General features: G+C 58.9%; 16 protein-coding genes and 1 tRNA gene. 7 read left to right on the top strand and 10 right to left on the bottom strand.

What is annotated here, in order from left to right; translation table 11 throughout:
* Nucleotides 1-69: 69 nt before the first annotated feature.
* Entirely contained in the window at nucleotides 70-1,476 is a 1,407-nt protein-coding gene (locus tag VGG64_30055) for an outer membrane beta-barrel protein (GenBank protein ID HEY1603883.1), read from the bottom strand.
* Between the two features lie 807 nt (nucleotides 1,477-2,283).
* Here VGG64_30055 and VGG64_30050 point away from each other — a divergent pair.
* The 3 genes from VGG64_30050 to VGG64_30040 all read left to right on the top strand — a co-directional run bounded on the left by VGG64_30050 (nucleotide 2,284) and on the right by VGG64_30040 (nucleotide 6,173).
* A complete protein-coding gene (locus VGG64_30050; protein ID HEY1603882.1) occupies nucleotides 2,284-3,036 on the top strand; it encodes a hypothetical protein in 753 nt (250 codons plus the stop codon).
* 443 nt (nucleotides 3,037-3,479) lie between these two features.
* On the top strand, nucleotides 3,480-4,100 hold the full coding sequence (locus tag VGG64_30045; protein HEY1603881.1) for a LemA family protein: 621 nt from the start codon (nucleotides 3,480-3,482) through the stop codon (nucleotides 4,098-4,100).
* Nucleotides 4,101-4,202: 102 nt separating this feature from the next.
* Nucleotides 4,203-6,173 carry a M48 family metallopeptidase gene (locus VGG64_30040; GenBank protein ID HEY1603880.1) on the top strand — a complete coding sequence of 657 codons (1,971 nt, stop codon included), beginning with the start codon at nucleotides 4,203-4,205 and terminating at the stop codon, nucleotides 6,171-6,173.
* A 233-nt stretch (nucleotides 6,174-6,406) separates the two neighbouring features.
* Here VGG64_30040 and VGG64_30035 read toward each other — a convergent pair whose 3' ends face one another.
* Both VGG64_30035 and VGG64_30030 read right to left on the bottom strand, forming a co-directional pair.
* Entirely contained in the window at nucleotides 6,407-7,183 is a 777-nt protein-coding gene (locus VGG64_30035; GenBank protein HEY1603879.1) for a PEP-CTERM sorting domain-containing protein, read from the bottom strand.
* A 182-nt stretch (nucleotides 7,184-7,365) separates the two neighbouring features.
* Nucleotides 7,366-8,151, bottom strand: coding sequence for a PEP-CTERM sorting domain-containing protein (locus VGG64_30030; protein ID HEY1603878.1), 786 nt, complete (start codon nucleotides 8,149-8,151; stop codon nucleotides 7,366-7,368).
* 711 nt (nucleotides 8,152-8,862) lie between these two features.
* On the opposite strand from VGG64_30030, the gene VGG64_30025 reads away from it, so the two are divergent.
* On the top strand, nucleotides 8,863-9,051 hold the full coding sequence (locus tag VGG64_30025) for a hypothetical protein (protein ID HEY1603877.1): 189 nt from the start codon (nucleotides 8,863-8,865) through the stop codon (nucleotides 9,049-9,051).
* 143 nt (nucleotides 9,052-9,194) lie between these two features.
* Here VGG64_30025 and VGG64_30020 read toward each other — a convergent pair.
* A tRNA-Arg gene (locus VGG64_30020) sits at nucleotides 9,195-9,268 on the bottom strand.
* A gap of 263 nt (nucleotides 9,269-9,531) precedes the next feature.
* Between VGG64_30020 and VGG64_30015 the strand changes: the two genes are divergently transcribed.
* Both VGG64_30015 and VGG64_30010 read left to right on the top strand, forming a co-directional pair.
* Nucleotides 9,532-12,108 (top strand): parallel beta-helix domain-containing protein, encoded by a 2,577-nt coding sequence (locus VGG64_30015; protein ID HEY1603876.1) that lies wholly within the window; start codon nucleotides 9,532-9,534, stop codon nucleotides 12,106-12,108.
* Entirely contained in the window at nucleotides 12,105-13,256 is a 1,152-nt protein-coding gene (locus VGG64_30010) for a parallel beta-helix domain-containing protein (GenBank protein ID HEY1603875.1), read from the top strand. The genes VGG64_30015 and VGG64_30010 overlap by 4 nt, the downstream gene beginning before the upstream one ends.
* A 69-nt stretch (nucleotides 13,257-13,325) precedes the next feature.
* Here the strand turns inward: VGG64_30010 and VGG64_30005 are convergent, their stop codons facing one another.
* From VGG64_30005 to VGG64_29980, 6 genes are all read right to left on the bottom strand, one after another.
* Nucleotides 13,326-16,013: a LamG-like jellyroll fold domain-containing protein gene (locus VGG64_30005; GenBank protein HEY1603874.1), complete on the bottom strand. Its 2,688-nt coding sequence runs from the start codon at nucleotides 16,011-16,013 to the stop codon at nucleotides 13,326-13,328.
* Between the two features lie 515 nt (nucleotides 16,014-16,528).
* Nucleotides 16,529-17,764 (bottom strand): glycosyltransferase family 87 protein, encoded by a 1,236-nt coding sequence (locus tag VGG64_30000; protein ID HEY1603873.1) that lies wholly within the window; start codon nucleotides 17,762-17,764, stop codon nucleotides 16,529-16,531.
* A 72-nt stretch (nucleotides 17,765-17,836) separates the two neighbouring features.
* Nucleotides 17,837-18,811 carry a ChbG/HpnK family deacetylase gene (locus tag VGG64_29995; protein HEY1603872.1) on the bottom strand — a complete coding sequence of 325 codons (975 nt, stop codon included), beginning with the start codon at nucleotides 18,809-18,811 and terminating at the stop codon, nucleotides 17,837-17,839.
* A gap of 126 nt (nucleotides 18,812-18,937) precedes the next feature.
* Nucleotides 18,938-19,879 (bottom strand): dolichyl-phosphate beta-glucosyltransferase, encoded by a 942-nt coding sequence (locus VGG64_29990; protein ID HEY1603871.1) that lies wholly within the window; start codon nucleotides 19,877-19,879, stop codon nucleotides 18,938-18,940.
* Nucleotides 19,880-20,237: 358 nt separating this feature from the next.
* On the bottom strand, nucleotides 20,238-22,988 hold the full coding sequence (locus VGG64_29985) for a von Willebrand factor type A domain-containing protein (GenBank protein ID HEY1603870.1): 2,751 nt from the start codon (nucleotides 22,986-22,988) through the stop codon (nucleotides 20,238-20,240).
* A 98-nt stretch (nucleotides 22,989-23,086) separates the two neighbouring features.
* Nucleotides 23,087-23,725: a sigma-70 family RNA polymerase sigma factor gene (locus tag VGG64_29980; GenBank protein HEY1603869.1), complete on the bottom strand. Its 639-nt coding sequence runs from the start codon at nucleotides 23,723-23,725 to the stop codon at nucleotides 23,087-23,089.
* Nucleotides 23,726-23,947: 222 nt separating this feature from the next.
* On the opposite strand from VGG64_29980, the gene VGG64_29975 reads away from it, so the two are divergent.
* Nucleotides 23,948-24,145, top strand: a 198-nt coding sequence (locus VGG64_29975; GenBank protein HEY1603868.1) for a hypothetical protein, incomplete at its 3' end; no start/stop codon positions are given.

Raw genomic sequence — 24,145 nt, 5'->3', positions numbered from 1 at the left:
GATGGCAAACGACCGGGGACCTCGGGCGTTGAAACGTTGTGCGTCAACCCGCCGGCGAGCGAAATCTCGCTAGAACTGCACGATGGCGTCGAGTCCCAGCAAGAATTGCGACGTCCGCTGGCCATCGTCAAACGGCTTGGCAGAGCCTACGTAGCTGTCCCAACGAAGTTCGGGACGGATCAGCACGTTGGTAAGCGGGGTCCAGTTGACGCCCACTGTCCACGATGCATAGCTGCCGGCCAAGGGCACCGTGTTGGGGTTGGATTGTTCCGTCAGACCTACACGGGTGCCATCCTGATCGCGGAACCATTCGACGCGCGTTCCGACGCGCCATTTGTCGGCCAGGCGGTAATAGACGTATTGGTCGATGCCGTACCACTTGGCGGTGCCGCCGCCCGGTGCTCCCTGAGCTTGCGTGCCAAGCCACTGGTGAAACACGTACTCCATGCGCGACCCGAGCTGACGGCTGACGATGAAGCTAAAGCGCGTGCGATTGGCATAGGCGCTGTTCACGGTCGGCAAGTTACCTGGGTTGTCGAACTCGTCTCCGGTGATGATCGCGAACGAGCTCCACCAATCGTTGCCGGTATATTTGAGATTGCCAAGGAAGTTGGCATGATTCTGCGTAGCGACGAGATTGTTCCAGCCATTAACCACGCCGGCTTGCAACTGCCAATTGTCGGCCAGGACCTGGTTTGCCAGCGCTCCCCAGTTGGTGAACGGGCCTGCGAACATGTAGCTGTAGGCGTGTGAGTAAAAGAAGTTCGTGGGGGATTGAACGCCTTCGTAGCCGACCACGGTATAGAAGTGTCCGACCTTGACGCTCGACGTGTTCGTGCCGGCCTCGCCATAAAGCTGCGGCAGCGCCAGACCATCAAACTCGTTGTTATTCCATTTAGGTGAACCATTGCGGTTTACCTCCAGGCCCGACGATTGGGCTAGATTGTAATCGCCGCCGTACAACACATCCGCGCGGCCGCCGATGGTGAACGAACCATCGCTGGCCATGGCACGCTCCATGATCAGATACAGCTGATTGAGCTGTCCATTGTCCACTTCCGTGGCGTTGTAGGGCCCGTTGAAGTGACTGGCAGGATTCGCGGTATTCCCCAAAATGCCGCCGTCCACCCATCCGCGCACGCTAATCATTCCGCCCTGGGGTAGCAGGCGGTTGTAAGGATCGGCACTGCAGGCGGCGAGTGCGCGACAGGCGTCACACTGGCATTGATTCTGGCAGCCATTCCCTGTGCGACAGCGCGACGGCGCCACGCACGAATCCGCGTCGTAGCAGGCGTCAGACGAGATGATGGAATCGGTGCCGCTCGCGGCGCTGGAAGTCGTTGCTTGTTCCGCTGCTAACGCTTCGCTGGGAGATGTCGGCGCGGAGGCATCCTGAGCAACACTCGCGTGTGGCCACGCCAAGGCGATGGTCGAGCCAATCAGAATCGTGACGAGAAATAACATTCGCCTGCGCATGCGTGCTTTCACTAACGAGATAAGAATGGATATGCGGCCAGAACTCAATTATTTCTGGCTGAGCCGACGGCGGGACCATGCTGGCCAATAAATAGGGGTCTTGCTGAATCTATCGGCTCGACTGACGACCAGCCTGGACTTGGTACGTACACAATGGGACTGTCCAATTGTCGCTTTGGCGAACATCGGTAGAGTTTGCGGCCACAGCCTTTTTCCGGACGACGAGACTGCAGTGCCACCAATTCCATCCATAGTCGCTCGGTTGGAGAGGCGGAGTTCGCGGTGCATTCTGCGCGCTGATTTCGCGCCTGGAAGGCTTCAAGCGGCGAGCGTTTGGCTGATCGATCACCGAGCGTTTATGGAACCAAGGCGGTAGGTAAAATATCGCGAATGCCGCGTACTCCGGCTTCCACTTCTGCGGTGGCAGAACAACTGTTCCCTTTGCCTTGTTCGCAAAACGCCCGTCACGAATCTGCGGAGGGGAAAGGGGGCAGGAACCCGGCCCCAACTTGACTTTGGTGGTGGCAGCACTAAGATCGCGTCACGGAGCCTTATACATTTTACGCAATCGTTAAACTCGCCGCAGAATCAGAATTGGAGTTCGCCATGCAAACGACGAGATCTTGGTCATTCGTGGCCGCCTTGGCCTTGGTTTGTGCGCTGACCAGCCATTCATTCGCAAACAGTCGCATTGGATGTGGGCGATGTGGAGTGGTTTGCAGTGCCCCCTGCAGCGCGCAGGCGCCGTGCGGTACGTGCGGCAGCACGAGCAGCGCCCCCTGCAAGAACGAACCAGCGGCGCCGACCATGGTCGAAAAGACCATTATGGTGCCCAAGATGGAGACCGAGACGCGCACGATCCATGTGACCCAATACACCAACGAGCCCCACGAGCGAACGATCACCGTCATGCAGCGCGTGCCGCAGACCGAGACGGTCTCGTGCAACGTCACCGTCATGGTGCCAAAGACCGAAACGAAGACGATCACTTGCAACGTGTGCAAGCCCGTCGTTACGACTGCAACACAGGAATACACGGTGTGCGTGCCGCACGTCGAAACGAAGGAGACCACGCGCAAAGTTTGCAAACGCGAGCCGGTCACCAAGACGCGTACGGTAACCGTCAACGAAGGGCATTGGGAAGACAAAACGCCGGCTGCTGATAAGCCCGACTGCGCCTCTTGCGCGAAGGCGCCGTGCCGCGTCTGGGTTTGCAAGCCGGTTACCAAGGAAATCCCGTACACGACCTATAAGACCACTTGGGAAGATCAACCCGTCACGTGCAACGTAACAGTGATGAAGCCTGAGACCCGCACCCGTACCGTACAGAAGACGGACTTCGTGACCGAGCCGAAGTCGCGTGAAGTGACGTTCACCCGATTCGTGCCCGAGCAGCGCACCATGAATCGCGAAGTGACCCGCTACGAGTGCGTGCCGACGGAAAAGACGATCACCTGCAATGTGCCCGTGCCGCACGTGGTGGAAAAGCAGATCCAAGTCTGCGTCTGCAAAATGGTGCCCAAGACCATCATGGTCCCGGCATGCTGCGGAACAAAGTAATCGCCACCAGCGGGAACGAGATGTTCGCCGCGGCTGCGAACGAAGGCAGCGCAACGTGCTAAGCGCAGGCCAATGTTTATGCGATCTCGACTGGCCGGGCGAGGGAGCCACACTCCCCTGCCCGGCCTTTTTAATGGGTCGTGACCTGCGCAGCGCCCGTTTCCGCGCGAACTTTCGGGGCGGCTGTTGGCGGGCCTTCTTCGCGCCGACAAACCACCGCCAGTGCTAACCATCCTCGGGCGCATCAGCGTTCGAGATTCCAGGGCAGGGATCGGCACGAGGTCGAGTCGTCGCCGGCAGATTGCGACGCCCCGCTCGTCGGAATCTGATATCCTGAGCTACGCTACGATAGGACCGAGTCTCGGGCGACGTGCGCTAATTAAAAGCGTCGACCTTGCTGGCCCACCGTCGCAATTCGACAGACCATCCCTGGAGTCAATGCCATGCAACCGCTGTTTGCTGAAATCGGCACTGGCGTCGCGATCTTGATCGGCCTAGGCGTTGTGGTGGTTTTGGCGTTGTCGTACTTGGTGGGCATCTACAATCGCCTGGTGGGCTTGAAGAATCGTTTCAAGAATGCGTTTGCACAGATCGACGTCCAATTGAAGCGGCGTTACGACTTGATTCCCAATCTGGTCGAAACGGCCAAGGGCTACATGAAGCACGAGCGCGAAACGCTCGAAGCCGTCATCAAGGCACGCAACACGGCGCAAGCAGCTGGCCAACAGGCGGCGGCCAATCCTGGCAATCCGCAAGCCATGCAAGGCTTGGCCGTGGCCGAGACCGCACTCACGGGCACGATGACAAAGTTCATGGCCCTGATGGAAAACTACCCCGACCTGAAGGCCAATCAGAATATGCTGGCGCTGCAGGAGGAGTTGACCAGCACCGAGAACAAGGTGGCCTTTGCTCGCCAGGCATACAATGATGCGGTGATGACCTACAACACGGCGCGCGAGGTATTTCCCAATAATCTGGTAGCCGGGTTTGGCGATTTCCCCGCGGCCGAGTTGTTCCAAGTTACCGCGCCAGAGCAGCGGGAGAGCGTCAAGGTACAGTTCTAACGCAGGTTGGCCTTCGTCTCGCGCGATGCCGTCGCGCCTTTTGCAGCGGCGATGCCAGCCCGCTGCCTTGCTTCGCACTCGCCTTGTCATCGGTAACGCGCGATGGATTTCTTCGAGCATCAAGAACGTGCCCGCCGCAAGACCGGCTTGCTGCTCGTTTACTTCTCGCTGGCCGTGGTTCTGATCATCACGGCCGTGTACGTGGCCATTGCCGGGGTGTTGTTTTACAGTCAGGGCGGGGCTGATCCTGGCGCACCGACCACTCTCTGGTTTCCGGACGTATTCGCCGCCGTAAGCGTGGGCACGCTGGTACTGATCGGCGTGGGCAGTTTGTACAAGATTGCCGAACTGTCCCAAGGCGGAGAAATCGTGGCTCGCAACCTTGGTGGCCGGCCCGTGCTGGCCAACACCCGCGACCTGCGCGAGCGCGTGCTCTTGAATGTCGTAGAAGAGATGGCCATCGCCTCGGGCACGCCGGTGCCACCAGTGTTCTTGCTGGACAACGAGTCGGCCATCAACGCCTTCGCCGCCGGCACTACTCCGCAAAACGCCATTCTCGGTGTCACGCGCGGAACCATCGACACACTCAACCGCGAGGAGCTGCAAGGCGTAATCGCCCACGAGTTCAGCCATATCCTCAACGGCGATATGCGGATCAACATCCGCTTGATCGGCATTCTGAACGGCATCCTGCTAATTGCCATGATCGGCTATTTTCTCATGCGCAGCGGATCAGCCTCGCTGAACCTTTCCGAGTCATCCGAAAACAAAAAGGGAGGGAACCCGCTGCCCCTCTTGGGGCTACTGCTGTATGCCATTGGATACATCGGGGTCTTTTTCGGGCATTTGATCAAAAGCGCAGTATCGCGGCAGCGTGAATTTCTGGCAGACGCGTCGGCCGTGCAGTTCACTCGCTTGCCCGACGGCATATCGGGCGCGCTCAAAAAAATTGGCGGCCTGGTCTACGGCTCGCGATTGCAGAGCCCACGGGCGGAAGAAGCGAGCCATATGTTCTTCGGCAATGGCCTGGCACAACCGTTTCTCGATTTGCTGGCCACGCATCCTCCTTTGGCCGAACGGATCCAACGGATCGATCCGTCGTTCGATGGCAAATACCCACGCGTAGAGAACGTCAGCTATTCGGCGGGGGATCTGGTTGACCCGCATACCTTGGCCACGCAGCGCCTGGCGCGGGAGAATATCCACTCCGAGACGACGGCCGGCGCGCAGAGCTTCGCCTTCGCGCCCGAAGCGGCCGTGGCGCAGGTGGGCGCACCACGAATCGAGCATTTGGACTACGCGGCGGCGCTTGTCGCCTCGTTGCCGCCCGACTTGGTGGCCAACGTGCGGGATCCGCTGGGCGCCGTGGCCACGATCTATGCCTTGCTGCTGGACGATAGGCAGTCCGAAATTTGCGCGCGGCAGCTAGACTATCTCGCCACGCGGGCCGACCCACGCGCGAATCAAGAAACGTTGCGCATCGAACCGTTGGCCCGGCGACTCAATCCGGAAGCCAAGTTGCCGTTGGTCAGCATGGTGCTCCCTGCACTCAAGCGGCTCTCGCCTGGCCAACTTGCCGCGTTCCGGGACGATGTGATGTTTCTGATCAAGGCTGACAACCAGGTGAGCTTGTTCGAATACGCGGTCCACCGCCTGGTGCTGAAGCGGCTACTGCCGCGGCTGGAGCAGGCGCCGCCCGCGAAGCTGAAGTACGACAAGCTGGTCCAGGTATTGGCGTCTTGTAGATCGTTGCTTTCGACACTTGCCTACTCCGGCGCGCGCGACGATGCGCAGGCGGACCGTGCCTTCGGAATTGGTGTGGCAAAGCTGCAAGCGGGCGATAATCCGCTGACTCTTTTACCACGCGATCAGACTGGCCTGGGCCCTCTTGATCGAGCCCTCGACGAACTCGCGAGTGCCGCGCCGTTGGCAAAACGAAGCGTTCTAGAGGCATGCGCCGCGTGCATCGGCGCCGACGCACGGGTCACGGTCGAGGAAGGGGAGTTGCTTCGCGTCATCTCCGACGCGTTGGCATGTCCGATGCCGCCGCTATTGAATGCACGAAGCGGCTAAAAAGTTGCACCGTGGCCCGGCGCGATTGAGCGCCCGCGTTGAATCATTTCCCACGGTCAGCAGGCATTGGCTGCACGCTGAACTCGAAACACTGGGCCCGATGAGCGAACCTCGCGCGGGATTGCGGTGCTTGGGAGTTTATCCCACCGAGAGTCACACCCGCACAAGGGCCCGATGGCGACTGCCCACTTCCAATCTCTGACAGCTACCTGTCCCTGAAGATCGGTGGGCGTTTACATCCGCTTGCGGGCGGCATACAGCAAGCCGACAAAGCCCAGGGCGGCCAAAATCACGGACGAAGGCTCGGGGATTCCGCCGGTTTGCACTGTAAGGGCCACGCCGCCAATGTCCTTCTTCTTGATGAACGAAATCCCGCCCGAAGGGGCATAGGCGGTGAGCGAGTTGTCCATAGTCCATTGAACCTGAGTGACATTGCCACCCATGTTGTGGGCTGCCAAGATCGCGTTCAGATCGACTGAAATGCTGCCCGTCCAAATCGTACCCACTCCCGCATCACCGGGAGTTTGAAAACTGCCTGCGCCACCCGCGCCGGACGTAAAGAGCAAATTGGTGCTGTAAGTGATAGGGCTGATCAAGGGCGCCCCATTGACATCGTCAATCCGCAGAAAAATCGGGGCCGAGATCGTGGCATAGGCGCCGGTACCTTCCAGTGTGAAGTCTCCGGCTTCTGCGACCGAAATCGTGTTAATCCCCTGATTGGGGTTCGCCACGATGCTGGTATTCAAAGTGCCATCGACAAAATTCACGCTGCCGTCCAGAGACTGCGCCTCGAAGTTAGGCGGAGTGAACTGCAAAGAGTTGCCCGAAGCGGATGGAGTTCCGTACAGCGGCAGAGGATCGAGCGAAGACTCGGTCACATTTTGATACACGACCGTTTGAGCCGCCACATTCCCATAATTAATCGAGCCGGCGACGGCAGGAACAGCGGAAGTCGCGGCAAGGACGCCGAACGCGACCAAGAGAGCAGCGGAATAACGATAAACGAGCATTGGCGTTACCTCTTTGTAATCTCTGCGACCGACGAGAGCCACTTGTTGTTGAATCTAATGCAACGCTGGCCAGAAGGTTGCTAGGCCCATGACCAAGAGAAGATGGTCACCCTGCTTCCTCCCGCGTGACGCTCGCGATGGAAAGAATCCCCTAACTAAACCTGTGTACATCTTCCGACGACTTAAGCAATTTTAATTCGGCGAATCAACATTGCCATCCCGCCCAGACAGGCCATCGCCGTTAAAACCAAACTCGAAGGCTCGGGTACCGTAAGCGTTACGCCGCCGACATCCTTCTTCTTGATGAACGCCAAGTCGCCTGCCCCGCCTGTGATCGTCAACAAGGAGTTGTCCATGGTGTACTGAATGCGGGTTGCCTGACCACTAATCCCCGCCGCGGCCAAAACTGCGTTTACATTGATACTCGCCGCCCCGGACCAGATCACTCCCGTCCCTGCATTCGCAGGCAGCGAATAGTTTCCACCGCCAGTGAACACAACACTTTGTTGATAGTTGTAAGGGGAAACAAGATCGACTCCATTGACCGCTTGGATTTGCAAGAAGATCGGAGCCGAAATGGACGCCGACGCGGTGGTCGAAGCTGGACCGGCCAGCGTGTAGTCGCCGACTTCGTTGACGTTAATCGTGGTGATAAATTGACCGGGCTTGGAAGTGATCAATGTGTTGAGCGTTCCATCGGTGAAATCCACGCCGCCGTTAATCGACGTAGCGCTGAAATTCGGCGGATTGAAGACGAGCGAATTACCAGATGCCGAAGGAGCGCCAAAGAGTGGAACCCCCGGATTCGTCGAGGATTCGGTGACCTGCTTAAAGATCACCGTTGCTGCGGTAACATCGCCGTAATTTATTGATCCGGCTTGTGCCGTGAGCGGCACCACGCAGCAGACGAAGAGAGCACATATTGTTAGACGCATTGAACGTCTAATCAAGTCTCGGTTGCTATTCATTAGGCTCGTCCTTTCCGTGGTCCTGTCACCCTTGCCTGATAACCGACCCGACGGCGCGATGTTTCGGCCGGCGACACATCTTGCTGCATGCTAGACAAAGAGTCTAAACCGGTCCAACAAAAAATCCCGAACTATCGACGTACATGAAATACAACAAAACTCTTCTGTTGGATTTCTCAAAAATCTCAGAATCACAAACTTATTCTCCACGCGATCCGCGTTTTAGATAACAACTTCGTAGATTGCCATCGCGCCTAACGCTTGATCTACCGTGGTTAACGAACGCCAGCATATCCACCTATAGCGGGGGATGCCAGAACTAAATGCGAAAATTGGAAAAAAAGTGACAAAGCCCCCATCCTTCGATTCCCCTGCTTGGCGGACGGACTCACAATAGGCGACCGCAACCCATTAATGAATAATGAGATACGTTGCTTCGCGTGACTCGGTTTTGGGCAGCATGACTGGCTGTTCGGGCACCTCGCTGTACACCGTTTCTCATCGAGAATTCTGCATAGATTTCATCGTCGGCAACGTGCCGCCACTGGTCTGGGGCCGGAACAACGAGGCCGCCCAATGGACCCGCGCCCATATCCATTGGTGGGGGAAAAAGAGCTGCAGCATGTGGCCGCGTTACGTCAAACAAAAAGTTTAGCGGCAAGCCATTTAGAGTTCCGCGCGTAGCACGCGAACCGCGCTCGTCCGATTCTGATGAACGTTGAGGCAACTAAGGAGCAATCTCGCGATCTGACCGAGGCTAATCCGATCGCTCCCGAAGTCTTCGAGGGCGTTGCCCAATCGCCGCATGAGGTTTACCGCAGCGCGGACTACCTGGAAGGCGTCAACGCGATCATGAAAGGCGCAAGCCTATGTTTACAGGACGTTGAGCCGGGGCATTGAGCACCGCCGGGACCTTCGCACTTTGTCCTGAACCGGACCGCAACACTGCCTGCTTCGGACGATCTAGTAACGTCCCACGCTCCTGCGAACCACGAGCGCATAAGAAGGCCCGAAAGCCAAGGATTCTCAGACTTTCGGGCCAGTACACCCCAGAGGGCTCGAACCTCTAACCTTCGGTTCCGTAGACCGATGCTCTATCCAATTGAGCTAGGGGTGCAGACGCGAGCCCTCGATTGTAGGGATTGTGGCACTGTTTGGAAGAGGGAATGGGTAACCGGCAATGGTGACCTGTCGCGGATTACACCAGCCAACGCATTCTTCCCGCGCTTGCTCCGCGCCGTGGCATCAACTAAATTTAAGCGCGCTCGACGGCTGGATCGCTGGCCACCTGGTCGGTGCGATCCTTAGCCGCTCGGTTGCCGTGCATTTCGATCTCCATTCGCCAACTGCCGGTCGCTCCGGATCGGGAGAGCTTCTACCATGATCCGCTCGTGGTTGCTATTTGCAACGATCGCTATCGTTCTGGCCCCTTTCTTCGAACCGACCGCCTGGGCTGACGACGCCCCTAGCGTTCTCGGCTGGCGCATGCGTGACGGAGCCTGGGCGCCTGATGAACCATTTGTCGCCGGGCAACCGCGTGCCACTGGTCTGCAGGCCCCTTTTCCACAGATGCGCTCGCTGGAAAAGAATCCGATGACTCCCGAGAAGGTCGAACTGGGCAAGTTGCTGTTCTTTGACCCGATCCTCAGCGGCGCCGATACGATCTCGTGCGCCCATTGCCATCACCCTGATCATGGCTTTGCCGACGGCCGCAAGTTGAGCATGGGCTTCAACGGGCTGGGGGTTGGGCCCGAGCGCAATGGCGGCCATGTCTTGGGTCGCAGCGCGCCAAGCATATGGAATGCCGCCTATCATAAATGGCAATTCTGGGATGGCCGGGCCGACGATCTCGAAGCCCAGGCCGCCGGCCCGATCACGAACGAACACGAAATGGGGGAGAATCCGGATACCCTCGTCAAGGAACTGTGCGAGATTCCAGAGTACGTATCGCAATTTCAAAAGGTGTTTGGCGGCTCAGCGGACGAAGCCGTCACGTTTGATCATGTGACCAAGGCGGTGGCCGCCTTCGAGCGCACGCTGCTTTCGTTCAATTCCAAGTTCGATCGATACGCTGCCGGCGACACTGGCGCGCTCGACGCGCACGAGCGCGACGGCATGAAACTCTTCCGCTCGCTCAAAACTCGCTGCTTTGAATGCCATAACTTTCCGACGTTTGCTGACGACACTTTTCGGGTGATCGGTGTGCCCGACAAAGGAGAGCCTGACCACGGCCGGGCGGGCGTCCCCGGCGAAGGCCCTCGTGGTGCCTTTAAGACCATGTCGCTGCGCAACATCGAGCTTACAGCGCCTTACATGCACAATGGCGCATTCGACACGTTGGAAGACGTTATCAAGTTCTACGCCAAAGGAGGGGGCCGCGGCGAGCCGTACCCGCCGCAAGGGATGGATGACAAGATCGGCAAGTTCGATATTACGGACGCTGAGATTGCCGATCTGGTGGCCTTTTTAAAAGCGCTGACGGACACATCATTGCAACCTGATCCTCCGCGGGGCGTTCCCAGCGGGTTGCCGGTTGTATCTGTAAAGACGAAGGCGATGCCGGCACCGCAACTGGTGCGCGCAAAGGCATCCCCTGCCCTACGGCAATCATCTGGCAGCGCTCCGCCGACAATTCGCGGCCTGGTTACGTCCCACCCGCGGGCCGCGGCTTCCACACTGCAACCGAAATCCGTGGCGGCCGCAACACCTGGCGCGCCGTTGACCGGTTACTCGAGCGGCAACATGCACCGTATACCCGGCCTGGAGAGAATCGCCACGGGTGCGACGCCGCCGAACGATATTGCGACCAGGCAAGGTGCTGGCGAGGGCCTGTCTTGGGTGGCAGCGCTCAACGGTTTGCCTGCAGGGCGTGCGGCAGGTAATCGCGCTGCCGCGACATTCCATGTTAGCCCCGGGCAATCAATACAGTCGGCCATCGATCGTTGCACGGCCGGAGATCGTGTTGAGGTTGAGCCGGGCGTGTATCACCAGACAATCGTCATCGACAAGGATGGTGTCACGCTGGTTGGTCTTAACCGTGACGGCGAGCGGGCCGTTCTCGATGGCGGCGGAGCGCTGGCCGACGCCGTGCAGAGTTCGGCCGATGATCTGTTGGTCGAGGGTTTTGTCATCCGCAATTTCAAGGGAAACGGAGTTCTGGCGAGCAAGGCCCAGCGGGTCGTGTTTCGCAATTTGATCGTCGACAATGCGGGGTTGTACGGTGTGTATCCCGTCGAATGCGCTGGCGTGCTGGTCGAGGGGTGCGTCGTCAGCGGCATCAGCGACGCGGCCATCTATGTCGGTAGCAGCCGAGACATCGTGGTTCGCAACAACGAAGTCTTCAACAACGTGGCCGGCATCGAGATCGAAAACTGCACAGCGGCGCTGGTGACCAACAACAGCGCCCATCACAACACCGCCGGGCTGTTGGTCTTCGTGCTGCCGAACAATCCGTTGAAAGTCGGTTTCGATACGCGCGTGATCAATAACCGGTCGTGGGCCAACAATCACGAGAATTTCGGCAAGCCCGGCACTTTGATCGCAAATTTGCCTTCGGGCATCGGCATCCTGGTCATGGCTGCGGACCGTACCGAAGTCACGCAGAACTGGATCGCCGATAACGATTCGTATGGCATAGTGGTTGGGGCGCTGTCGCAGCCCGCCGGGGATCACAAGCTGGATATCGAGCCAAACTCGGACCATACGCAAATCACTGGCAATACCTATCGCGGCAATGGCTACCACCCGCACTCGGCCTACACCGAGCGCCGCAAGGCCCCCGGCGGCGACCTGTACTGGGACGGCACTGGCGTAGGTAACGTATGGCGCGAAAGTGGCGACGTCGTCACGTTCCCCGTCGATCTATTACGCGGGCCAGCCACAGCGGCGCGCCCCGCACAAGATTCCACTTCGTCCACCGACACGAACTCATCCCCGTTGACAGGAGGTTCGCCATGAAATTCTCGCTCGAGTGGTTCGCGCTGGTCGCTTGCTTCGCATTGCTCTCTTTCACAGCGGCCAAGGCGGCCGAGGAAGAAAAGTATCCCGAGCGCAATGCGTCTGCTCCCGGCGTGACATCGCAATCGATCCGCGGCACCTTCACCGTGGCGCCAGGCCAATCGATCCAAGCGGCTGTGGACCGCGCACGGCCCGGTGACCGGATCCAAGTGCTGCCCGGCACCTACAGCGAAACCGTGACGATCGATTTTGACGATATCGAGCTTGTGGGTACGGTGCAGAGCGGCGAACGGCCCGTCTTCGACGGCAAAAACACCATGAACGACGCGGTGCTGGCGTCGGGCAACAATTTTTTGATCTCGGGCTTCGAGATTCGTAATTACAAGGGGAATGGCGTCGTCGTTAACAAAGCCAAGAACGCCACCTTCAAGAACCTCGTCTGCCATAACACCGGCAAATACGGCGTCTACCCCGTCCTTTGCCAAGGAGTACTGGTCGACGGCTGCGTCGTCAGCGATGTGTGGGACGCCGGTGTCTATGCCGGGCAGTGCCAGGACGTCGTCATTCAGAATTGCGAGTCGTACCGTAACACGATCGGCATGGAGACCGAGAACTGCATCAACGTGCTGATGGCTAACAACTCGGCCCACCAGAATTCCCTGGGCCTGCTGGTGGTCTTATTGCCCGATCTGCCCACAACCGTGGCCTCGAACGCGCGCGTGATTAACAATCGTGTGCTCGACAATAATTATCAAAACCTGTCACCACCGGGGAACACCGTCAACCTGGTCGAGCCGGGTATCGGCATCGCCGTGAACGCGGCCGACAATACAGACGTGACCAAGAACGAAGTGTGTGGCCATGGTTCATACGGGATCGCGTTGTATGCCTTGACCGATGTCTTTCCGCCGGAGCACAAGTTGAACGTCGAGCCGAACCCCGACAATAACTTCATTCACGACAACGCTCTGTCGGACAACGGCGGCAATGTGTCGAAGCGCATCAAGAGCCTCGGCGCGCCCGGCGGCGACTTGTTCTGGAGCGGCAAAGGCGTAGGCAATGGCTGGAGCGAAGCGACGACCAAGTCGTTCCCGACGAAGCTGCCAAGCTGGAGCGGCACACCCGGCGCGGCGGGCGGTGGACGGTAAGGGGCAGCCACCTGATCGCCCCAAGTTTGAGAGTTAACTTCCCATTGCCACGGCGTCGGCCGGCGACGCTCAGCCGTCGTTGCCCAGCGGCGTGGCACCGTACTTGGTCATCAGCGAGTTGACGATTTGTTGCGACACGTTCTGCGGCAGCACGGGCTGCGAAGGCGTTCCCGCGTACACGTCAATTTCGGAAATCAGCGCCGCGGCAAATCCCTGCGGTCCATCCGAGCGCTCGAAATCACCGATCGTCAGATTGGTGCGATTCGCCGAAGCCGCGAACCAACTGCCGGCCGCCGTGGCGTAGTCCTCCGGACTCGACGTCGTGTAGAACGGAGAATCATTGAGGCCGTTGATCGTCATCCCATAGCCCTTGGCGGTTCCTAGCCCCCAAAAGTGCAAGACGTACGTAACGCCGGGCTGAATAACGATCTGACTTCCCCGGATATCGGTCTGAAACGTGTCGTCGCGGAAACGGAGTCGCGGCAGCGCCGTACCACCACCCTCGCTGGCCGGAGTCTGCGTAGTGCTCGGGTCGTACGAAGCGAAGAAGAAATAATCAACCGCCGTCGTATCCGATGCGGAAGAGAACAGCGTGTCGACCTCGAGATTATCGCCGCCGCCGGAAAACTGCGCGACGATAAATACATCGCCGCTACTCTCGTTGGGCAACTGCGTCGAGGCATACTTCAGCGCATCATTTATGCCGTTGAACTTCAGGGCCGCTTGCCCGTTCATCGACGGTACGCTGCTGACGTAGTCGGGGGCTTGCCCCTCGGGGCTGGGCACGAAGTACGCCGGCAGCGATCCGGTACTCGCCCATGAGGTGACAATCTGCTCGCGCAAAACGCCGGTCGGATTCAGCATCTGATAGCCATTAACCGCGTCGACTCCCGGCCCGCTATTCTCAGTCAGAGGGAATGACTGCACGATCCCGGCCCGCTGGGTGGTTGTCATTTGGGCATACGGAATCACGTCCCCTTGCAGCGATTGGATCTGGGCCTGGGTTTTGGCCACGCTCCACATGTTGAGATTCTCGATCGAGCCATCGAAGTAGCGTCCCAAGTTGTTCCAACGGCCCAATTCCAGGGCGGCGTTGCTCGACGCCGCCAAAGTCGTGGGAATGACTCCGGAACTGACGTAACTCGACTGCAACTGGCCGTTCACGTAAATCTGGACTTGCCCGGCATTGAAGACGAAGGCAATGTCGTAGTTCACGCTGGCTTGCAGATTCGCGCCGACGGTCGTAACGGTTCCAGAGACATCGCCGTTAAACGTAGCGAACCAGACAACGATTTCTCCTTCTTCCCCCGGATGCTGTCCCGTGGAAATCGAGATCGTGCCATTGTTGCCGGAATTCCACTTGGTCAAGAAGCTGCGATCCAGACCAAGCGTCTGCTGGCGAGCCTGGAACTCGATCGTGAGCTGGCTGGCGTTGTTGAACAACGTGTCCAAGGCCGGATTGTCGGGCTCGGTCAGGTACTGACTTTGCGCGACATTCAACATCGCGCCGCCACCAATAGTGCCCACCGTGGCGCGATTGGTCGCGTCCAGCGCCACCTCGGGCGAGAACTGCGAAGCGAGCCAGGCGACTGAAAACGTGGTCGTGCTGGCGCCCACTGTTAGCCCATGGGGCCCGGTCACGAGAACGGAAAAGACCTGATGACTAAGCCCTGTGGGATAGTTGTACGAAAGCTGCACGTCGAAACCGCCACTCGCATTGGCCACGATCTGGCCGTTCGGACCGGGCGTGCTTGTCAGTGTGACGGAGCTGCCATTGCCCAGTGCTACGAGGGCAGAAAAACTGCTCGCCGTGACCGACGAATCGTCGTACGTGAACTGGAAAACCGTGACATTAGAAAAAGGGTTGCTCGATGTTGCCACCGGGGGCGTCAAGCTGCCAGGCGTAAACGGAGAATTCGCCACAGCAAACGTGCTGATGCTGGCCGCGGTCGACTGGCCGCCCACGTCGGTTACCGCGACACTGAAAACCTGATTGGTCAACGGCGCCGCATAGTTATACGACAGCTGCACGTCGAAACCACCGTTGAAGCCACTGACAATCTGTCCGTTCGGGCTTGGCGCATTGGTCAGGGTCACGGTGTTGCCATCACCCAGCGTGACAATAGCCGCGTAGTCGCTGGGCACGCCGGCTGGATCGGCATCGGTAAAATGAAACACCGTCACGTTTTGAAAGGCAACGCCCTCGATCGCCACGGGCGGCGTGATCGCTCCGGCGGTCAAAGGCGCGTCGGCAACTGAGAACGTATCGGTCCGAATGCTCGTCCCCTGCCCATTGGCGCTTGTCACGGTTACGCCGAACGTCAGGTTCTGAGTCGCCTTTGGATAGCTGAAGGACAGTTGCACGTCGAAACCGCCCCCGGCATCGGCGACGATTTGGCCGAACGAGTTGGCCGTACTCGATAACGTAACTTGATTGCCAGTTCCCAACGTAACGACGGCCGTATAGTCGCTGGGCTTGGCGGCTGGGTTGGAATCGGTGAAATGGTACACCGTCACATTGTTAAACGGCTGCCCTTCGACGGCCGGTGGGGGCGTAAGTGTCCCCAGGGCCAGACTGCCGGCCTTTTGCAACCAATGACTGGCAATTGTGGAGAGATCCAATCCATTGGTGATCCCGTCCCCGTTCACGTCGCCTGACAGGCTCACGCCGCCGGTTTGCAGCCAATGATCCGCGACAGCAGCAATGTCTAAACCGTTGACGATGCCGTCATGCGACACGTCTCCGATGGGATTCATCGAGGTGACTGTGAGAAGATCTCGCGGCTCAAGGCTTTCAAACGAGCGCAGCCGGCCGCCTCGCCGAGCGTTGTTCCAGATGGACAAAGTACATCCCCGCCACAATGAGCCCCTTCCCAATACTAGTGAGATTCTCACTAGCTCGCAATTTTCGTGTTCCGAGGGACTATTTTGCGCCGGCGCTACCTCTGGGGCAAGGACTCGCAGTGCCACTTGCCGCCAGAAATCGGATCCGAGACAGCCGCTGCAAGCTTAAACCCGCCCCCCAGATCGCTGAGCATTGTGGTCGCTCTGATGCGCGAACCTAAGCGGAAACAGGTCGATCGACATGCGACCTGACCATAATCTGTCGAAAGTGTCACGAACGGCGTACCACGATTGGGCTAAAGCACGAATCTGCTGGTCCCGGCGACGTCGTCAGCCACGATTGGTAGACGAGTCATCTCGGCGGCTAGCACTGCCGCATTCGCGCCGAGAGGATCAAGCAGTGAGCGCACGTGGCCTGATGCCGCGCATTACGTTGCCGGCGCCCAACCGGCGGGCAGGGCGAGTCGTTCGCTCTGCTCCGGCTGCTGCTGCACGGATTGCCAGTGGCGAGCGTGCATCACCAACCAGACGGCAAAGACAGACACTCCGATGGGGTGCAACGCCGCAACAATGGGCATGCTCGGCCGGAGAAGTCTTTCGACTTGTCCAATTGATGCCAGCACCGTCAATGCGAAGGCTGCTCCAGCCAACGTGCGGCCGCGTGATCCGCTCGTACAAGTGACAACGGCCCAGGCCGTCAGCGGAGCGATCAGAGAAAACGTGGCGCGCTCCGAGCCCGGACCAAACAAGAGCTGCCAGGCCGTCCACATGCCGAGAACGAAAGTCATAAGTTGCGATTGCGATGTCGACCGACGCTGCTGCCATAGGCACAACGCGGCCGCCAACAGCGCTGTGGAGAGTTGCAACACAAGGTATGCCGGCTTGTCGACGGGCGGGCAGACCGCTTCCCACAGAGTCCACATATCCCGATAGTCGTGTCGTACTTGCATCGGACCGCTTAGTGCCTGATACCATTCGTGATAGCGCGCCAAGACGACGCCAGGCCACTTGGTGGTGAGTGGCCACAGTGCTATGGCGGACAGCGCACAGACCCATCGCACCGCCAGTTGGCGCGGCCAACACGCGATCAACAATAGCGCGGCCGCCACGGGCCAAATCTTGATATGCACCGGCACGGCCAGCCAGAACGCGGCCCAAGTCCATCGCTGCTGCTGAATCGCATGAATGCCAGCCACCACGGTGGCGAAAATCAAAGTATTGGTTTGCGCCGACCAAATCCCGCGATATGACGCTACCAACACCAACAGCAGAAACACGGCTTCGCGGTCAGGCGTCCAAGTGGCCGGCAGGATATCGCGCACCAGGATTCTTAGCGACCAGAAGAAAGCCGTTACGTTGATCCACATCCAGATCAACGACCCGAGCGGCAAAGGCAGCTGCGCAAGCGGCGAGAATACCACGGCGAAGGCCGGTCCGTAGCGAAACTCGTTGAACGTACCGTCGTACATGTCTTGTTCGGCCCACCACAAATGCGCGCCGGCCTGAAATGCATAATAGCTATTGTGCTTCACCGGCGAGGCGACGGCCTTTACCCCGACGACAATCGTGAACACGATCCACACCGTTACGGCGACTTGGAATAATCTCGACGGGTCGCCGCCGCAGGCGGGACGGATTTCCAAGGCTTTTAAGTATTTGTTCATGGGAAGTAAGAAACTGTCGAGGCGCGATGTTGATAAGATGCTGGCCGCGGTTCGCGGCCGATGACAGCAGGCTCAGGCGGCTCTGGCCCGTGAAACGACTGCCAGCTGCGTCAACCGTCCGAGTGTCATTTCCGTAGTCCGCAATCGGCTGGCCAACTCCGGCGACTCGAGCATCGCTAGTTCGCGCGGTCGGATGTTCGCCAAAGGATCCCGCCAACCATCTTCGTTGTCGCGAGCGGCGGTGCTGTCGTCCTCCAATCCCGGGTGCATGCCGATCTCGACTGTGCCGTGTTGACCGACCCGAGCGAGAAACAGCTCCATGACGCCGAGATTAATCCGACCAGCATGAGCGGTGCCAAAATACACACTCGGTGCCAGCGCGGTTCGTGCTACGTCGCTGGCCTGCAGGCGGCGAGCGTAATGCTGCTTGACCACGGCCAGCAACCACGACGGCAGCCGAAATTCGTGCCACAGCGTGGTATGAACCAGTGCCGGTTCGGCTGCCATGCGCATCGTAGGGATGCCAAAATGCGCGAGTAGTTCCGGCAGCAAATTGCCGATTTGCGGCAGCAGTTCAACGTACTGATGACCGTTGAGGTGCGTCGGCCGCAGGCCATGATCGACAACAAAGGCGATCTGAGCAGCCATTTCCGCTTGCACCTTGGCGAACACGAACGCGTTGCGTCGGCGCTGCAGGCGCGCGAACAGGCGAAGAATGCCCGGAAAACGACCGTGACTGTCCAGCAGTTGAGCCGGATACTTGCTACCCGTCAGCGGGCGACCTTGTGTGAGATTCAGATGCACGCCCAGATCAAAGGGCATCCCCGCGTCGCCGAGTCCGTGGCGAGTGACCGCCGACGGCAATTCTCCGGCGAGATGGACCGAGGTCAGCCTCTTCCATGCCGCGATGGCGTGCGCAGCGTACGGCGCGCCCGCCAGGAGCGATGTGCTGGTCAGCAGGCCATGCGCGAACCCTCGCAGGATTCCGCCCGTGACGGCTGCGTTCAACCCAAAATCATCGGCATGTAGAACAATTCGTGCAGGCACGCATCTTCCCCGAACGCTGTCCGCATCCATCGCAGAATCGGCGTCATGGCCACATTGGCCGTAATTCGGGCGTCGATATAGCGTATTTACGCAGGCGTGAACACAGCAATACGCCGAATGCACCGCTCAGGCAGCGGCGCGATGGCGCTGCGGGGAGAATTGCCCCCATCCCAGGGGCAGTTGTAGCGCGGTCCGCGAATGGCGGAGTCGGGCGCGCATCTTTATCACGTCCCACAGCATGGGGAGCGAATGTCGCACCAATGACACCGTCGATGCTTCTTCATTGACCAACGTGACGGACATGGACAGGTGCGCAAGGCCTAGCCGACGAGCTAGCACCACGACTTCGGTATCGAAGGCGAATCCGTTCACGGTAGCCCGTGAAAAGATTTCCACGGCAGCTCGACGGCTGAATATCTTCAGCCCGCATTGCGTATCGGTCACGTCGGTCGATACCAGGACCTTTACCAGGCTGTGGAAAGTACGGGTTGCGATCTTTCGCATCACGTTGCGCTTGGCGGCCTGCGAAGATTGCCCAATATGACGGCTGCCAAACACAATTTCACAGTTCGATTGGCGGATCCAATCGTAACCCTGACGAAGTGCTGCCAACTGAAATGGCAAGTCGGCGTCGGTGAAGGCTATCACCTGGCCGGTGGCCGCCAGCATGGCGGTGCGTACGGCGCAACCTTTGCCCGAATTCTGCGCCAGACGAACGGTGGAAAATCGCGGCCCGTGACGACCGGCCAACTCGGGCGTGTTATCGCTACTGCCGTCATCGGCCACGATAACCCGATAGTCGAGCTGCGAAGCATCGAGGAAGCGGCCGATTTCCGCTAGCGTCTTCGGCAGGCGACGTTGCTCGTTGTAAGCGGGGATGATAACGGTGAATTCATGGTCTGTCGCCGGAAGCGAGGTTGCCAGCGAGGCCGCAACATCCGCAGCCGGCGCGGCGCCCGGAGCAATTCCGGCGGCGGGGGTCACAGTCGTGCTCCAACTTCCGCTGGGCGAAATCGTTCCCGCCACGCGCGCAACGAACGTCGGTTTCAAATTACTGACGCGTGTCACAGATGGTCCTGCCTTCAGAATAGAGGGCGGCATGCGGCACGGACTATACCCAAACGGGCAACACGGGGATACGACAGTTATCGGTCGGAAGCCCAACACAACCGAAGTCGAGAGAGGTGCTAGCAAAGAAGGAGACATGCCGCTCGCAAACAACCGGCCGAGCCTGTCAAAACGCCGGCTCGCCGAGCATGATTGTGCGGCGTGGCACGTTCATGTCAGCAGCAACATGGCGGGTATCGGCGATCTCCCCTGTTGGTCTCGATGCGGGCTGCCTAAAGAATTCGCGAGGGAGGTGCTAGCAGCGAAGGAATCGCGATGGCGTTTTTTGCGGCGCTCGTCCGTTTCGAGCGGAGTTTGATTATTGCAGCAGCTGCTGCGCTTTTTTCACCAGTTCGATAAATTCGTGGCGATAGCCCTCGTGGTCGGCGCCGAGCCCTCCCTGGGCAATTTCGAGGACCATGGGAAAGGTCGCCGCTCCCTTGTGGGCCGAGTGCCGCAGCAGCATCCCGAAGGCAGCTACTGCCGCCGCAAACTCAAAATCGTCGCCGGCAACGCCGATCTCCTGATCCTTGTCAGCCACCCGGAACTTCAACAGCCGGCTTACCGTTCCCTCAGGCTCTTTGTAGCGGAGTTTGAGTGTCAACAAGTCGTCCGATCGCGCAGCCACATCCCGGGGAGTGGCCTCGGCCTGATATTCCAGCTTGTCGACGCCGCGAGGCTGCTCTGTCGTGACGCCAGCCGGCGTTACTTCGTAGAGCGCGGTCACGGTGTGCCCAGCGCCAATCTCGCCGGCATCTTTTTTGTCGTCGTTGAAATCTTCCTTGGCCAGAACGCGGTTTTCGTAACCAAGCAAACGATATGCTTGCACCTTGGCCGGGTTGAACTCGATCTGGATCTTCACATCTTTGGCGACGGTAACCAGTGTGCCGCTGAGTTCTTCGACCAGTACCTTGCGGGCTTCGCCTGGACTGTCGATATAGGCATAGTTGCCGTTTCCCTTGTCGGCCAACTTTTCCAGGTTGGAGTCCTTTAAGTTGCCCATCCCGAATCCCAACACGCTCAGAAACACGCCGCTGGTGGCTTTCTTTTCGATCAGACCGACCAACTGGCTTTGATCCGAAATGCCGACGTTGAAATCGCCGTCGGTGGCCAAGATGACGCGATTGGCGCCCCCTTTGATGAAGCTGCCAACGGCCGTGTCGTAGGCAAGCTGAATGCCCGCGGCGCCGTTGGTCGAGCCGCCAGCTTCGAGTTGGTCGATGGCGTAGAGGATCTTATCTTTGTGCGTGCCGAGCGTGGACGGTAGCACCAATCCCGAAGCGCCAGCATACACGACAATGGCCACACGGTCGTTCTCGCCCAGTTTCTCGACCAGCAGACGCAAGCCTTCTTTGACTAGCGGCAGTTTATTCTGATCCTGCATCGAACCAGAAACGTCGACCAGAAAGACCAGGTTGCTGGCCGGTCGACTGTCGACCGCGATCTCGCGCGCTTTGAGCGCGATTCGCACCAGCCGATGCTGGGGCGCCCAGGGACAAGCCGCGACGTCGGTATGGGCGGCGAACGGGGCGGTATCTTTCAGCCCCTCCGCGGCAGTGTCCTTTGGCTTCTCCGCGGCAGCGTCCTTGGGGCCCTCATAGCCGTAACGGAAGTAATTCAGCATTTCCTCGATCCGAACAGCCCCTGGCGGCGGCAGCGTGCCCTGATTCAAGAACCGGCGCACGTTGGCGTACGAGGCTGTGTCGACGTCGATCGAAAACGTCGAAAGCGGTTGCTGCGCGACAGACTGGAACGGATTGTCGACGATCGAATCGTACGTTTCCGTGTTGGAGCCTCGCCGCCCCTCGGCGAGCTTTGCCTCCTCTTCTTCCTGGATGATGATCCTCGGGCGAACCATCATCACAGCGGCATTATTATCCTTGAGGGCAACCGAAAGACCGAAATTGGCAGCGCCGGGAAGCCCTATATGCAAAACGTCGTCAACGTCCCATACCTTGGCGTCTGCTGGCGCGGTTTGCGCTGGAGGATCGTACGAATGGGTGGTCGCCAGATTGTATCGCTTATCAACGCCTTCGGTGTTTTGCTTTTCGCCGAAGGTCTGAATTCGATAGGCCCCGACTTCATTCTTTGCACCATTTTGTCCGCCACCGGCCACGCGATTCCTCTGAGACGGATTGGCAAGATACATCCACTGCCGGGTCCTAACGGTACTGTTTTCGTAAACCGGTTTTGAAACAATATAGGTCGGTTTCTGTGATGCTTTTTCAGAAGGTACCGCGCCGGATAGTGCGGGTTCGCCGCTTTGTGTTCCGACGTCTACGGACTTCAGCACCTCGACGTGACCGGTTGCCGGCCCCGTTGTCTTATGCTTCGATCTGGCAAGCCGCTGAGCGAACTTCGCCTGCAGACTTAACTGTCTTACAACGGAATCGTCGGGTGAGTCCAACTCCGCCTTCGTTGCCAATACTTCGGCTTCTTCGTACCGCTGCGCTTCGATCAGTTGATTGAACTGATCCACGATCACGGCGATCTGTTCCGGATTCGCTTTCGCGGGATCTTCGGCCGGTGGCGTTTGATTTACGTTGTAGCGGAGATGGGGCAGGACTTGCTCGGTAGCCTGCGATTGCTGGCTTGGGTCGAACTCAACTTTGGCAATAGTGTCCTTCCGATCCGATTCTCGAACTGGCCGTATGCCGGGGAGCACCAGAGCAGCGGCAAATATCAGCACACCACAAACGGTCAATAACCTGCTGTGCCGGCGCAACCAAACCGTACGGTGCAACGCTGGCGACGAGGGATTCGTCATTGCCGGCCGGACGGATCGCACAGTGTATTTGTCAGCCCTTGAATGTGTCACGGCCTGATCATTATGCGCCGAGAGCTTGGCACTGGTCGCGAGGATCATTTCACGAACTGAGGGGGGCAGCGTTGGGCCGGGCTCTGCCGACAGTGCCTGAGCCAATTGCCCAGTAAGATGCCGAATCTCGGCGAGTGCCCGCTTCCCGTCGGGCGACGCGCCGAGTTCTGCCTCTAGTAATACGGCCTCGTGCTGATCGAGTTCTCCCAACGCGTACGCGGTCAAGCGAGGATCGTTCGCGGAAAGTGTCATGATCTATTCCCTTCTGCCCATTTCTAAATATGTATCTGTCTCGTCGGCAGCGACTTTCACGGCAGAATGCTTGTCCGAATATTGCGAAATGCCATCGGTCATCTCACAGCGCCCCATTGCTCGCCGTCCAATCGTTCACTACTGAGCCGCTCGCGGTTCGACGATGTACCCGCCAACGAATTTCCATTCAATGCCCCCTTAACGTGTACAGCATTGCCATGGGCGTCCGTGGCATTTGTCTGCTCTCGCAAGCGGGCAAGTGCCGTGTGTAACAAGAAGCCGACGTTGGAAACGCTGAGTCCAGTGACCTCGCTGATTTGGCGATAGCTGAGGCCGGCCTGGAATCTAAGATGAACTACCTCCTGCTGATTCGCCGGCAACAAGGCCAACAGCTCAAGTACGTGGTGCGACTCGTCCTTGCGTTCCATGCGCTCGGCCGGACCTGCCTCTTGGCAGATGTGACCGTCGATTACGTGCGTGGCTGCAATTGGCATATGTTGCTCCGCACGATGAGAATCCAAAGCCCGTTGCCGGCAGACACGGAACAGCCACGGGCCGACATGCCCGTCGAGCGTGGCCCGCGGGACGCGACACAGACGCAAGAAGGTTTCCTGGACAATATCTCTGGCGTGTTCTGGGTCGCCCGTCAGCCGCGTGGCATAGCGCAACAGCGCTGTCTCGTGCTGTTCGAGCACGCCGCGGATCCATTCCGTTTCGCCTGGCGACTGATCGCTCATGCGGTTCCTCGATCGTCTATCGGTTGGCAACTGGCAGGTGCGACGCCCCCTGCCCCGCCGCCAGCCAGCCGCTTCCTATCCAGAGAACGCCTAACGACGACGTTTATTAGAGCTAGGAATCATCGATTTGGCGAAGTTTAGACGCCGGCCGAGCGAGTTTCGTTCCCGGATCGGAGAGTAGGCCTGCGAACCTGTGGCGACTACCGGCTGTCATGACGCGACATGTCACTCTCTTTGTACCAACGTGATTATGCGTATTGCCGCAAGCGAGCCAGCGACTGGCTGGGACAGCCGGTGTGCGCGCTGTTGTTGCCCTGCGAGTTGGAGGAACTGCTACGGAAACGGGTGAAATTGGAGGACTTCCGTGGGTTTGGTGTCGATCCACCCCTGGTCGAGATTTCGGAAGATTGCGCGAAAGGT

It is taken from the genome of Pirellulales bacterium (assembly GCA_036490175.1).
In the GTDB taxonomy this organism is placed as follows: domain Bacteria; phylum Planctomycetota; class Planctomycetia; order Pirellulales; family JACPPG01; genus JACPPG01.
Note: the sequence above shows the minus strand (reverse complement) of the source record. Positions and strands in the feature narration are given on the sequence as shown.